Source organism: Ruegeria sp. HKCCD6604, from assembly GCF_013110635.1.
Lineage (GTDB): Bacteria > Pseudomonadota > Alphaproteobacteria > Rhodobacterales > Rhodobacteraceae > Ruegeria.
Map to the genome: position 1 here is coordinate 1,544,821 of NZ_WVQW01000001.1, position 12,769 is coordinate 1,557,589.

The window sequence follows — 12,769 nt, forward strand, 5'->3', positions numbered from 1 at the left end:
TATTTGGGTCAGTCCAGTGTGTTCTTGTATATCACACCGTCCTTCATAATCAGTCGGATCGTTTCCGGGCTTTCCGGCCTCGGGTCGGCGCCAAACCATTGATCCCCGGTTCCAACGACGGAAAAGTCTTCAAGTGGGTTTCCGTCGATCAGCAGGATATCAGCATAGGCCCCTTCCTCGATAACGCCCAGATTGCCCTCGGGATAGGGGCTCATGAACGGTCCGGACAAAGCGGCGATTTCACCGCCAGTAGATGTCATTGCGACCAACGATGCGTGAGAGCCAAAGAACTCATTATTGAGATGTTTTTCATAGGCAATTTGAATATTGCAGGCAGCTACAGAACCTACGCAATCCGTGTGAAACCCTCTTTTAGCTGGGCAATCATTCATGTTTTTTATGTAGTCGCCGAAAGCCTGCGTGGCGGACTGTGCCTTTCGTAAGCTGGCTGGGACATCTCGAATGGCAGGAATATCGAAGAGATTTGGATCAAATGCCGTGAGATTGGTTGTGATGTAGGCTCCTTTCTCTTCCATCAGCGCTGATATTTCACAATCAAACATGAACCCGTGTTCAATTGATCGCACACCAGCATTCAGTGCCGCCATGATCGTTTCCTTGCGGTAGGAATGGGCCATGACGTAGCTTTCGTATTCGTTGGCAACCTGCACGGCCGCTTCTAACTCTGCCGTCGATCCAGCCAACAACTGCCACGGGTCAAACACTGAAACTACACCGCCTGATTGCATGTACTTCAGTTGTGTTGCTCCCATCCGAAAGTTGTTACGAGCAAACTTGTACATTTCGGAGACACTGTCGACTTCTTGGGCCATATTCAGACGGCTGAAATTTGAAGACTGGCCAACAGGTGCTGTAAAGTTGGCGAAATCAGCATGGCCACCACGCGTACTTAGAAAAGCAGCCGCAGGGTAGAAACGCGGCCCGACAATAGTCCCGGTGTCGATTGCGCGGCGAAGCCCTCCATTAGCGCCACCTGCATCTCTTACGGTGGTAAAGCCTTGCATTAAGTACATCTCAGCCATTTGAGTGCCGTGAATCGCGAGGTCTTCCCAAGTGCTGTTGGCTTCCATTGCGGGCAACGTGGGTCCTGGCAGCATCAGGTGTGCATGATTTTCGATGAAGCCGGGGGGCAGTGTCCGCCCTTCTCCGTCAATAACCGTAGCATTGGGGGCATCAATCACTTCAGTTGATACGGCCTTAATCAGGTTGCCCTCGACCAATACGCTGGCATTCTCGATACGTTGCTCATTCACGCCATCAAAGACGTGCACATTGGTGAACAGCGTTTGAGGATCTTCTTGATCCTGAGCCTGCGCAGCCACCGAAAAACCAAAAACTGCCGCGACCATTACCGCCGGGCAAAGGGATATTCGCATGTTGGTCATAGGTCTTCCCTTCACATTCACGTTTTACCGAACGTAGTCCGAAAACTCTTGGGCGGGTTGCCACTTTTGGATTAACATGTGCGAATGTGACCGCAAAAAAGGCCACTGAACGAAACCATTGGTTTAAACAAGGGTGACGGGCGTGCCACTCAGCTCCACTTCTGAAGCGCATAGCGAAGGCTTTATCCGCCTCGCGCTGGCCGCCCCGTTTCTGCAATATCTCACCGACCGCAGGATCAATCCGCAACCGGCCTTGGATCAGGTCGGCTTGAAGGCCGACCTGCTGTCCGACCCATCTGTCTATGTCCACTCAGAACTGGTCTATGGTCTGTTGAATGCCTTCTCAGATTTGTCAGGGGATCGATACCTTGGCCTGAATGTAGGAGAGACATTTGACCTGCAAGGATGGCCGCCATTCGCTCGGTCGCTGCAATCCTCGAACACTCTGTTCGAGTTTTTTGCCCGGTTCGTAAGGCTTGTTCCACAAGAGTCCAACGCCGTCCGGCACAGTCTTGTCGTGGAAGCAGACAAAGCGATCTATCGGATCGCGCGGCAACAAGAACCAACCGTTCCGCCCGTTCAGGTTACCGGGTTTGGAGCTGCAATCTATGTGCGCCTGTTGCAAAGCGTGGTGGGAAATGCGTGGGATCCGTCCCGGGTGCGATGGGAAAGCAGATACATCCTTGGCTTGCCACGCGGTTACAAAGGCATCGAGGTCGGCCTTGGACCCAACCCCGGAATGCAGATCAGTTTTCCTGTGGAATGGTTGTTTCTACACCATGCGGCAGAGGAGTCCGAAGCGCCGCCGGCCACGATTCGGCACAATGAAGACGTCACCGTGGTGGCCGCTTTGCGGTCTGTCCTGCGTGGAAAACTGGATGAGTCAGAGCTGGGGCCGGAGGTTGTGGCCGGATTGCTGGGTATCCAGCCCGAGCGGTTCCTGAAAGCACTTCAGAAACATCAGACAACACTTCCCCGAGAGGTAAGGCGTCTGCGGGTCGATGTCGCCAAGGAGCACCTCAGAGAAAGCAAAATGACAGTTGCCGAGATCGGCCTCATGCTTGGCGATTCCGACAAGTCCCACTTCACTCGGTTTTTTCGAAGCCAGACCGGTGTGACGCCAACCAAATTCCGCCTTGGATAGCACCTGCGCTGCGAATGGGCGGGTTGGCGTTCCACTGCCTCTTTCATGTGTGTCCACCAAGGGATGGCCATGATTTGCGCCTCGTTCATGGATCAAAACCAAGGGTTGAAAAAGCAATTGCCCGAAGACCCTTTCGGCAACGCGTGCGCCGTCACGCATGCCTGTTGCGGCTCGATCGGACGTGATCTTGAAAGCGGCAGGAAAGGATATGCCCTTGAACCGTTCCGCAGTTTGTGCAACTTCAAATCGCTGACAGCACCGGGCATCTCCGGGAACCTGTGCCCTTGGCGGCAGTGCAAGACGGCGCTTGGGTGCATCTGCGGATTGGAAAATGCGCTTCGGTTATGCTGAAGATGTCAGGAGTTCGAGTGTCTCATCACCCACCTTTTTGCCTTCTGAATTTCGACGCTCAAACACGGTTGAATCGACGTGGTGGCGTTGCAACCGGTTGCAAGTTCAGGTCGATGATGCATAATGCTGGGGCAATGCCAAACTTACCTGTTTTCCTGCCTCGCTGTTATCGGAGTCCCGCAGCGTGAGTGTGACCCTGAAAGACGTGGCCGCCTTGGCTGGCGTGTCACGGTCCGCCGTTTCGCGCACCTTTACCGAAGGTGCCTCGGTTTCCGCAAAAACGCGCAGCAAGGTTGAAAAGGCGGCCCGTGAGCTGGGCTACAGCCCCAATGCTCTGGCTTCGTCGCTGACGACCGGGCGCACCAAGCTGATCGGGTTGATTTCGAACAACTTTCACAACCCGATCTTTCTGGAAGTCTTCGACCAGTTTACACGCGCCTTACAGGAACGCGGCCTGCGCCCGCTGATCGTGAACCTGACGGACGAGACCGAGCCCGCCAATTCCGTACGCATGCTGCGGCAATATTCGGTGGATGCGGTGATCGTCGCCTCGTCAACCCTGCCGCCCAGCTTTGCCAAGGCGTTCCACGACGCGGGTGTGCCGGTGGTGCATACGTTCGGACGGTCGGCGACCTCGCCCGAGGTGCATGTGGTCGGGATCGACAATGTGGAATGCGGGCGCATGGCCGCGCGCGAGCTGGTCGCGCGGGGCTATGCCAGCGTGGGCTATATGGGCGGACCGGTCGATGCGACCTCGTCGCTGGACCGGCAGCGGGGCTTTATCGAAGAAATGGCCAACCATCCGCAGATTCCGGTCAGCCAATCCTTCGCCGGGGCCTATTCCTTCGAAGCGGGGCGGGTCGAGATGCTGCGCCTGCTGGCCGGTGACCCGGCGCAGGCCTATTTCTGCGGCGACGACATCCTTTCGATCGGGGCGCTGTCGGCGCTGGCTGATCACGGGCTGAAACCGGGTTCTGACATCGGGGTCATCGGCCTGAACGACATGGAGATGTCGCGCTGGGAATATATCAACCTGACCACCATCCATCAGCCGATCAAGCAGATCATCACCTCGTCGGTCGATCTGGTGGAAGAGATGCTGAAAACGCCCGACCGCTACCCCGAGGCGCGGATTTTCCCCTGCCGGGTGGTCGAGCGGGGCACGTTGCGGCCCTGCCCCTGATCAGCGGAACATCGGCGGGCGCGCGTCCTGCCAGGCACCATCTGCTTTGCCCGACGCAACAGCCGCGTGGACCGCGGCGATCGATCGCACGCCATCCGCCGCGTTGGGCAGCCCATCCCGGCTTTCACCGCGGATTGCATCCGCCAGATCGCAATAGATATTGGCTACGGCCAGCGGGAACCCCTCGGGGTGCGCGATGGCGACCCGAGACAGGCGCTGCACTTCATCATGCAGACCCCCCTCGCCCTTTTCGATGATCTGGGTGCGCCCACCGACCGGGGTATAGATCAACTGGTTGGGTTGCTCTGACGCCCAGCGCAAACCGCCGGTTTCGCCAAAGACCTGTATGTCAAAACCATGCTGGCGCCCGATCGCCACTGAGGATGTCCAAAGACGCCCGACCGTGCCGCCTTGCATACGGAAGTTGATCATTGCATCGTCTTCCAGTTCCCGGCTTGCGATCGTTGAGGCCATATCGGCCGAAAGCGTCTTCACCTCGTCATCGCAGATAAAACTGGCCATATGCAGGGCATGGATACCGCAATCGGCGAACTGCCCGGAAACCCCTGCCATCGCAGGGTCATAGCGCCACCGCACACGCGGATTGTCGGCATCGGTGGCATCCCCGTGGTGGCCATGGCTAAAATTGGTCACCACAAGACGCACCTGTCCGATTTCGCCCGCGCGCACCATCGCGCGGGCTTGACGCACCATGGGATAGGCCGAATAGCAGTAGTTCACCGCGCAGATCTTTCCCGATGCTTCGGCGACGCGGACTATTTCCTCACCCTCTTCCACGGTCATGGTCATCGGCTTTTCACACAGGACATTGAAGCCTGCTTCAAGATACGCCTTGGCAATCTCGAAATGGGTCGAATTGGGTGTGGCGATGGTCACCAGGTCAACCCGGTCTTCACGGTCTTTCTCGCCTGCCAGCATCTCTTGCCAGTCGCCATAGGCGCGATCGGCCGCAACGCCCAATCGCTGCGCGTATTCCCGGCCCGCTTCGGGCCGGTGATCCAGCGCGCCAGCGGCAAATTCAAACAGCCCGTCAGCCTGTGCCCCCAAGCGGTGCGCGGGGCCAATCTGGCTGCCTTCACCACCACCGATCATGCCCCATCTCAACTTAGCCATGGTCATTGTCTCTCATTAGAACTTTTAGGTTGAGCGATCAGAAATCGCGGATGTCTTTCCACTGCCGCTGTTCTGACGACGCCAGGGCGGCAGCAAGCACGCGGTTGACCTCATGCCCGTCGCGAAAGGTGGGCCAGGTGGCTTTTCCGGTGTGGATGGCCTGAAGAAAGTCTTTGGCCTCGATAATGATCTGGTCCTGATAGCCCGTTCCGTGGCCCGGACCCTGGCAGAAGGGCTCGTAATCCGGATGCGCCGGGCCGGTCAGGATCTTGGCAAACCCGCGCGTGGCTTCGGGCCCTTCCCGCTTATACAGCCACAGCGCGTTCTGGTCTTCCTGATCGAAGCGGATCGCGCCCTTTGTTCCCGATATTTCATAAGCATAGCCCATTTTTCGCCCCGTCGCGACGCGGCTGAAATACAGGTTGCCCATAACGCCATTTTCAAAACGGCACATCATCTGGGCATGGTCGTCATTTGTCACCTCACCGCCCGGTCGGGTTTTGTGAACCGTTTCAACATCCGCCATCACTTGCGCGATCGGACCAACCAGCGCCAATGCACCGTTGACCATATGCGGCGCCAGATCTCCGATGGTGCCATTGGCCATGCCCGTCGTACGCCAAGAGGCAGGAGCGTGCGGGTCGGCATAGAAATCCTCGGTGTGCTCCCCCCGGAACCAGGTGATATCCCCGATTTCACCATTGGCAATAAGCTGGCGGGCGTATTGGGTCGCAGGTGTACGAACATAGTTGAACCCCACCATGTTGACCGCGCCAGACGCTTCGGCAGCAGCAACCATGGCCAGACTGTCGTCAAGGGATGCGCCCAGTGGTTTTTCACACAAGACCGACTTTCCCAGTGCAAAAGCTGCTTCGGCAATCCGACGATGTGTCGATTGAGGAGAGGCGATGACAATTGCCTCGACCCTGGGATCCTCAACCAATACCCGCCAATCATCGGTCGCTCGGTCAAAACCGTAGGCCGTCCTGTAACGTTGGGCGCTTTCGGGGCTGGAGGCACAGATGACCTCGAGCCGGGGTCGCAATGCCGTGTTGAACACCGCGCCGACCGCTGACATAGCCACGGAATGGGCCTTGCCCATATAGCCGCCGCCGACGATTCCAATTCCGATTTCAGGCATCTGCAACGGCTCCGAACATATCATTTGCAACCGGTTGCAAAATCAGTATCGTGTGAATCGATTCAACGCAAGGTCCAAACTTTGCCGACCCATTCTGCCGGAGGAAAAAACTTGAGCGCTTTGATGGATGGTATCAAAGGAAACCGCTTCGCCGTTCTGGGTCGCGCAGGCATGGACCTGTACGCTGACCCAATTGGCGTCAAAAGCGAGGATGCCAGCACGTTTCATGCCGACCTTGGTGGTTCTTCTGCCAATATTTGTGCCGGGCTGGTCAAGTTGGGCAGCGAGGCGTCGCTGATTACGTCCGTCTCGGACGATGCGATTGGGCGGTTCTGTCTGAACCGGTTGCGGCATTACGGTGTGGACACATCCTATATCCGCGTTCTGGGCGGCGAATACCGCATGTCTCTGGCCGTGTACGAAAGCCGGATCGACGACTTTCAGAATGTGATCTATCGCAACGGGGCCGTTGATTTCCAAGTCACCAAAGAGGATATGGACAGGGTCGATTATTCATCTTTCTCGGCAATCATCTCGGCTGGAACGGTCTTTGCGTCCGAACCGTCGCGCAGCGCCACATTCCGGGCCTTCGAGAACGCCCGGAGCGCAGGCCTGCCGATCATCTTCGACATCGATTACCGCCCATACAGCTGGCCCTCGGCCGAGGTGGCTGCCGAAGTTCTGTCGCGGGCTGGCGAAGCCAGCAACCTGATCGTCGGCAACGACGAAGAGTTCGGTTTCATGGCCGGCGGCATCGAAAAGGGTTTTGCCAAAGCGCAGGAACTTGCCAAAAAGCCGGGTCGGATCGTCATCTACAAGATGGGCGAAAAAGGTGCTGTCACCTTTGTGGACGGGCAGGAGCTGCGAACCGGTATTTACCCGGTTACGGCTGTCAAACCCAACGGGGCCGGCGACAGTTTCATGGCCGGGCTGCTGGCCTCGATCGCGGCGGGGCACGATCTGAAAGACGCCGTCATGCGCGGTTCGGCCTGCGCGTCGATCGTGGTGTCGCATCCCGGTTGCGCACCCGCCATGCCAACGACACCAGAACTGGACGCGTTTCTCGCTTCGCATCCCGGCCCGACCACATAGGAGAGTACCATGCATATCGCGCCCTATGACAATCAGAACAAACCCATCGTAGACGCCGATGATCCAACGGTTCCGCTGAACTATTTCAACATCGTCAAACTGAAAAAGGGCGAGGCCTTCGAATACAAGGTCCCGGGTTACGAGACCTGCATCGTGCCCGCCACCGGCAGCGTCGACGTGGACGTCGAAGGCGTGCGCTTTGCCCATCTGGGCAACCGGGGCGAAGATGTCTGGGATGGCGAACCCGAAGGCGCCTATGTCCCGTCGGGGGCACGGGCGCAGATGGTCTGCGTTTCAGAGACGGCCGAGGTGTTCGTGGCAGGCGCAAAGTATGACAAGGTGCTGGATCCGTTCGACGTGCGCGAGCATGACCTGGTGCAATATGGCAGCGACGACACCAAGACCCATCGCAAGATCAAGCATATCCTGGGCCAGAAACAGCATGACAAGGTCGGCCGCCTGCTGGTCAGCGAGTTGTTCACCGTGGGTCAGGGCGGCTGGTCGGGCTTTCCCAGCCACAAACACGACTCCAACCGCCTGCCGGACGAGACCCGGCATGACGAAACCTACAATTTCCGCTTCAAACCCAACTGGGGCTCGGGCCTGCAGATGCTGCAGCGCGAGGACAACGAACCGGGCGATGCCTATCACATCGTCGATGGCTCCACGATCTGCATCGACAAGGGCTATCACCCCTGCTGCGTGCTGCCGGGATACGAGATGTATTACTTCACCATCCTCGGCGGGCTGACCCAGCGGTCGCTGGTGCAGTATTTCCAACCCACCCATGCCTATCAGATCGAAACGATCCCGGGCATCAAAGACATGATCGCCAAATTCAAATGACCCTCGCTACGCTCAAAGACGTCCTGCAACCGGCCTATGAACAGGGCTATGCCGTCGGCGGCCTGGTGACGCTGGGCTGGGAGGACATGCGCGCCTATGTCGCCGCCGCCGAGGCCGAGAACGCCCCGGTGATCCTGCAAGCCGGACCCAGCTGCCGCGAGCACACCCCGCTGCCGATCCTGGGCAAGATGTTCCGGTATCTGGCCGAAAACGCCTCGGTGCCCGTGGTGGCGCATCTGGATCACGGCTATACCTTCGAAGAGTGCAAGATCGCGCTGGACAGCGGGTTCACCTCGCTGATGTTCGACGGATCGCGCAAGCCCCTGCAGCAGAACATCGATGAAACCGCCGCGATTGCCGAAATGGCCCATGCCGCCGGGATCTCGTGCGAGGGCGAGATCGGCTTCGTCGGGTATTCCGGCGGTGAAGGCTCAAACGGCACGGATCCCGAGGAAGCCGCGAAGTTTGCCCGCGACAGCGGCGTGGACGCGATGGCAATCTCGGTCGGAAACGTCCACCTTCAGCAGAACAAGGAAGGTGGTCTGGACGAAAACCGCATACGCCAGATCGACTCCATGACCGAGGTTCCACTGGTCATCCATGGCGGATCGGGTGTGCCGGTCGAACAGCGCGCGCGGCTGGCGCGTGAAACCGCGATCTGCAAATTCAACATCGGGACCGAGCTGCGCATGGCCTTCGGCGCCGCGCTGCGCGAGGCCGTGAACCGTGACCCCGACCGGTTCGACCGGGTGACGATCCTGAAGGAAACCCACGATCCGGTCATGGCTGCCGCCCGCACCGTGATCCGCGCCTTTGGTGCGCCACCGCAGCGGTGACGCTCAGAGCGTGAATGCCGACCGGAAGGCGTTTAGCGCGTCTTCCGGGTCGCCTGCGGCGAAGGCTTCCATCCCGACCGGGCCATGATAGCCCAGATCGTTCAGCGCACGCGCCACGGCGGCATAGTTGATCTCGCCAGTTCCGGGCTCGCACCGACCGGGATTGTCGGCCACCTGCACCTCTCCGATCCAGGGCAGGCATTTTTCACACCAGCGGATCAGATCCCCCTCGCCGATCTGGGTATGGTAGAGGTCGAGATTGATCCGCAACTGCGGACGATCAACCGACGAAACCAAGGCGAGCACGTCCGCCGTTGACCCGAACGGACAGCCAGGATGGTCCAGCAGGTTCAGGTTTTCAAGCGTGAACACCACATCTTCGGCCTGGGCCAGATCACAGATCCGGTTCAGGGTGTCCCTGGCCTTGAGCCACATCGGCCCTGTGACCTCGTCATGCTGCCAGATCGGTATGCCACCATCACCCAACCCGGTGCCGTGCAGATTCAGACGCGCAACGCCCAGACGCTTGCCGACCTGAATTGTTTCGGCGGCCGAGGCCAGCAGCATCTTGGCCCCGTCATCGTCGGCCAGCCGCCCCTGAAGATAGCCGTTCATGATGGTGAAACTGGCGCCGGTTGCGACCAGTCTGGGAATATCGAGCTCCGGCCAGTTCCACAGCCCGACGCCGAACCCCATCTCGGCCAGCCGGGCGGCACGCCAATCCATCGGCCTGTCCAGCCACAGCATCTCGGCACAGACCGCAAGTTGAAACGGTTGAGGCATTGATTTCTCTTTCGGTATGGAAAGACTTAGATCGACCCGCCTTCGACCATGAAGTTCCCGGCACTGCACATGGCCGCGTCGTCCGAGGCCAGAAACAGCACCATCCGCGCCACATAGACCGGGTCGATCGGGTCGGGCAGGCACTGACGATCCACTTGCTTTGCCAGAGCCTCGGGGGTGACCCACAGATCTTTCTGGCGTTGGGTCATGATCCAGCCGGGCACGACCGTGTTGACGCGGATGCGGTGATCGCCCAGTTCGCGCGCCATGGTGCGGGTCAGTCCATGTACAGCGGATTTGGCGGTGGCATAGGCAGGGAAACCCGCCCCGGCCTCCCACCACGAATTCGACCCGATATTGATGATCGAACCTGCACCCTTGGCGATCATTCCGGGTGCCACCGACTGAAGGGCAAAGAACATGTGGCGGATATTGGTCGCCATACGCTCATCCCAATAGTCAGGCGTGACGTCGCGCCAGTCGTGCCGGTCATCCCGGGCCGCGTTGTTCACCAGCACATCCGCGTCGCCCAGCTCTTCCACCAATTGCCCTATTGCGGCGTTCATCTCGTCAATGTTGCGCAGATCGCATTGGGCGAATGCATGCTCTCCGTCCAGCTCGGAAAGCAAAGCAAGCCCGGCATCGGCGTTGAGGTCCAAAAACCCAACCTTTGCCCCCTGTTCGGCAAAGGCCCGAACGGTTTCCGCGCCAATTCCGCCGGCGCCTCCGGTGATGAAAACCGTCTTACCTGCAAGGCTTGGGTAATTGGCGAAAGTATGGCTCATCCGTCACGCTCCATGATCCATTCGACCTCGGGGGCCGGAACGAACCGCCATTTCCGCAGCGGTCCGGCCATGACGTTCAGATAGTACATCTCAAACCCATAGGGCGCACCGCAAGGGTGATGGCCGCGCGGGACGATCACAACGTCGCCATCTGATACCGCCATCGTCTCATCCAACTGGCCGTCATCGGTGTAAACCCGCTGGATCCCAAACCCGTTCGACGGGTTCAGGCGGTGGTAGTAGGTCTCTTCCAGATAGGTGATGCGGGGATAGTCATCCTCGTCGTGGCGGTGGCTGGGATAGGAGGACCAGTGGCCGTTCGGCGTGAACACCTCGGTCACCAACAGGCTGTCTGCGTAGTCCTCATTCTCCATGGCGATATTGTTGATGTATCGCGTATTTACCCCTTTGCCGCGTTCGGTCAGGGTTATGCCATCAGGTCCAATCCGACGCGCCGTATGACCGCCCTTACCCGGCGCCGAACAGATGGCCACAACGCAGTCGGTTTCCGCCACGGCCTCCCACTCGGTTCCGTTGGGCAGATACAGGCAATGCGGCGGTGTTTTTTCGAATACACTCATCCGGTCGCCCAAAATGCCCCAATCCTGTCCGGCCCCGGTGATCCGCGCCTTGCCTTCAACCATCACAACGATGACTTCGCGATCCGCGGTCACTTCGTTTGCGCGATCCCCGGCCTTTAGATGATAAAGCCCAAAGCCCACATAATTCCATCCAGCGCTTGACGGAGTGATGTCATGTACCTTGCCGTGGGTTCCGATCGGTTTCTTCAGCAGGTCTGCCATTCTTGTTCTCCTTCTTGGGCGGCCCCCGAGTGCCCGCCTGTGTTGAATTCAAGCAGCTTGCCTTTGGTTCCGGGCCGATAGGGACTGGGCCAGCCGCGCCTGGGTCCATCCTTCCGCAACCGCGCGACGCAGAATATCCGCCTGGCTTTCCGGCGCATTGCCCCCGACCGGGGGGTCCGTGTCCAGATTGGTCGGGAAGGGATAGCCCTCTGCCGTGGCCGCTATGACCGCGTCCAGTTCTGCTACCGTCAGATCGCCCCGTTGTTTCAGAGCAATCAAAGATGGGAATACCGCCTCGGACATCGCCCGCCGATCCACCGACTCCATCGCGCGCCCGAAGGCGGATGAGATTTGCAGCAGGTTTGCCATGCGATTGATGTCGGCGCTGCTGTTCGCGCCCGCCGCATGGAACAGCGCCGGATTGAAGAACACCGCGTCCCCCTTTTCCAATGGCAACTGGATACAGCTGTCTTCGAAATGCGCCCGGTGTGCTTCATCGTGGAACGCCAGATAGCCCGGCGGGTAGAGCTGCGAGAACGGCAACAACTTGGTCGGCCCGCTTTCCACCGGCATGTCACAATGGGCAACCGCCCCTTGCAGGGTCAGCGAGGCCGTCACCAGATGCGCCTGTGCCGGATACCGGGCCGCGCTTTCGGCGCTTTGAAACCCAAGGTGATAATCCCGATGCGCCTGTTGCGCCTTGCCACCGGGGCGCACCTGATTGACCTGAGCAGTCACCTGATAGTTCGGCCCAAGCCAAGCTTCACAGGCCGCCGCAATCGCCGTGCTCCCGAAATAGAGCGCAAAGCCCTCGGGGTCGCGCAGGCACTGTTTCTGCAATGCGTTCCAGATCCGGTCATTCGCGCCCGAGGCAGCAAAGTGATCGCCCTCACCGGCGCCACCCTGGCGTTCTTCTTCGATGATTTCACGAAACACATCCGTCGCGCGATCAATGATCGACGTGTCGGGATACGCCCCTTTCAAGGCGATCACACCGGCGGATCTGCCCAGCACCCGGCCCCATTCCGCCAGCAAGGCCCTGCGCATATCAGGCTGTTCCAAACCGGAACGCAGTGCCTGCATATCGTAGACGGGCACGTTCTTTTCGACCGAGGCGGCAAAAGGCACCGTCTCGGCGGAAAGAGTCTGAGAGGTCAACACCTTGAATTCATCCAGATCACAGGATTCCCGGTCGAAATAGCCGACATATCCAAGGTCCTGTTGTACCATGACGTGCTCCTCTCTGATGGCTTCGGTGTTGCCCC

Annotated in this window: 12 protein-coding genes; 5 read left to right on the forward strand and 7 right to left on the reverse strand. The window is 59.0% G+C overall.

The window, feature by feature from the left end:
• Nucleotides 1-8: 8 nt before the first annotated feature.
• Nucleotides 9-1,406 (reverse strand): amidohydrolase family protein, encoded by a 1,398-nt coding sequence (locus GS614_RS07700; protein ID WP_171725875.1) that lies wholly within the window; start codon nt 1,404-1,406, stop codon nt 9-11.
• A gap of 142 nt (nt 1,407-1,548) precedes the next feature.
• On the opposite strand from GS614_RS07700, the gene GS614_RS07705 reads away from it, so the two are divergent.
• Together GS614_RS07705 and GS614_RS07710 are read left to right on the forward strand one after the other, a co-directional pair.
• Complete coding sequence (locus GS614_RS07705) at nt 1,549-2,550, forward strand: AraC family transcriptional regulator (RefSeq protein ID WP_171725876.1); 1,002 nt, start codon at nt 1,549-1,551, stop codon at nt 2,548-2,550.
• A 535-nt stretch (nt 2,551-3,085) separates the two neighbouring features.
• The gene (locus GS614_RS07710; protein WP_171725877.1) at nt 3,086-4,084 is read left to right on the forward strand and encodes a substrate-binding domain-containing protein; all 999 of its coding nucleotides are present in this window, start codon (nt 3,086-3,088) and stop codon (nt 4,082-4,084) included.
• On the opposite strand, the gene GS614_RS07715 is transcribed toward GS614_RS07710, so the two are convergent.
• Both GS614_RS07715 and GS614_RS07720 read right to left on the reverse strand, forming a co-directional pair.
• Complete coding sequence (locus GS614_RS07715) at nt 4,085-5,218, reverse strand: Gfo/Idh/MocA family protein (protein WP_171725878.1); 1,134 nt, start codon at nt 5,216-5,218, stop codon at nt 4,085-4,087.
• A 37-nt stretch (nt 5,219-5,255) separates the two neighbouring features.
• Nucleotides 5,256-6,359: a Gfo/Idh/MocA family protein gene (locus tag GS614_RS07720; RefSeq protein WP_171725879.1), complete on the reverse strand. Its 1,104-nt coding sequence runs from the start codon at nt 6,357-6,359 to the stop codon at nt 5,256-5,258.
• A gap of 123 nt (nt 6,360-6,482) precedes the next feature.
• On the opposite strand from GS614_RS07720, the gene iolC reads away from it, so the two are divergent.
• From iolC to GS614_RS07735, 3 genes are read left to right on the forward strand one after another with little or no spacing between them, the layout of a single operon-like run.
• Entirely contained in the window at nt 6,483-7,451 is a 969-nt protein-coding gene (gene iolC / locus GS614_RS07725; RefSeq protein WP_171169311.1) for a 5-dehydro-2-deoxygluconokinase, read from the forward strand.
• Nucleotides 7,452-7,460: 9 nt separating this feature from the next.
• Nucleotides 7,461-8,297: a 5-deoxy-glucuronate isomerase gene (locus GS614_RS07730; protein WP_171725880.1), complete on the forward strand. Its 837-nt coding sequence runs from the start codon at nt 7,461-7,463 to the stop codon at nt 8,295-8,297.
• On the forward strand, nt 8,294-9,133 hold the full coding sequence (locus GS614_RS07735) for a class II fructose-bisphosphate aldolase (protein WP_171206818.1): 840 nt from the start codon (nt 8,294-8,296) through the stop codon (nt 9,131-9,133). The genes GS614_RS07730 and GS614_RS07735 overlap by 4 nt, the downstream gene beginning before the upstream one ends.
• Before the next feature lie 3 nt (nt 9,134-9,136).
• Here GS614_RS07735 and GS614_RS07740 read toward each other — a convergent pair whose 3' ends face one another.
• Genes GS614_RS07740 through GS614_RS07755 form a run of 4 tightly spaced genes read right to left on the reverse strand, consistent with a single transcriptional unit; the run spans nt 9,137 to nt 12,734 of the window.
• Nucleotides 9,137-9,916, reverse strand: coding sequence for a TIM barrel protein (locus tag GS614_RS07740; RefSeq protein ID WP_171206819.1), 780 nt, complete (start codon nt 9,914-9,916; stop codon nt 9,137-9,139).
• Nucleotides 9,917-9,942: 26 nt separating this feature from the next.
• A complete protein-coding gene (locus GS614_RS07745; RefSeq protein ID WP_171329148.1) occupies nt 9,943-10,701 on the reverse strand; it encodes an SDR family NAD(P)-dependent oxidoreductase in 759 nt (252 codons plus the stop codon).
• Entirely contained in the window at nt 10,698-11,504 is an 807-nt protein-coding gene (gene iolB, locus GS614_RS07750; RefSeq protein WP_171329146.1) for a 5-deoxy-glucuronate isomerase, read from the reverse strand. Before iolB ends, GS614_RS07745 begins: the two co-directional genes overlap by 4 nt.
• Nucleotides 11,505-11,552: 48 nt before the next feature.
• Nucleotides 11,553-12,734 (reverse strand): phytanoyl-CoA dioxygenase family protein, encoded by a 1,182-nt coding sequence (locus GS614_RS07755; RefSeq protein WP_171725881.1) that lies wholly within the window; start codon nt 12,732-12,734, stop codon nt 11,553-11,555.
• Nucleotides 12,735-12,769: the final 35 nt, after the last annotated feature.

Excerpts from the sequence above, each read along its gene's own strand:
- GS614_RS07700 (WP_171725875.1), bottom strand. The coding sequence starts at position 1,406 with ATGACCAACATGCGAATATCCCTTTGCCCGGCGGTAATGGTCGCGGCA.
- GS614_RS07715 (WP_171725878.1), bottom strand. The coding sequence starts at position 5,218 with ATGGCTAAGTTGAGATGGGGCATGATCGGTGGTGGTGAAGGCAGCCAG.
- GS614_RS07720 (WP_171725879.1), bottom strand. The coding sequence starts at position 6,359 with ATGCCTGAAATCGGAATTGGAATCGTCGGCGGCGGCTATATGGGCAAG.
- iolC (WP_171169311.1), top strand. The coding sequence starts at position 6,483 with ATGGATGGTATCAAAGGAAACCGCTTCGCCGTTCTGGGTCGCGCAGGC.
- GS614_RS07730 (WP_171725880.1), top strand. The coding sequence starts at position 7,461 with ATGCATATCGCGCCCTATGACAATCAGAACAAACCCATCGTAGACGCC.
- GS614_RS07735 (WP_171206818.1), top strand. The coding sequence starts at position 8,294 with ATGACCCTCGCTACGCTCAAAGACGTCCTGCAACCGGCCTATGAACAG.
- GS614_RS07740 (WP_171206819.1), bottom strand. The coding sequence starts at position 9,916 with ATGCCTCAACCGTTTCAACTTGCGGTCTGTGCCGAGATGCTGTGGCTG.
- GS614_RS07745 (WP_171329148.1), bottom strand. The coding sequence starts at position 10,701 with ATGAGCCATACTTTCGCCAATTACCCAAGCCTTGCAGGTAAGACGGTT.
- iolB (WP_171329146.1), bottom strand. The coding sequence starts at position 11,504 with ATGGCAGACCTGCTGAAGAAACCGATCGGAACCCACGGCAAGGTACAT.
- GS614_RS07755 (WP_171725881.1), bottom strand. The coding sequence starts at position 12,734 with ATGGTACAACAGGACCTTGGATATGTCGGCTATTTCGACCGGGAATCC.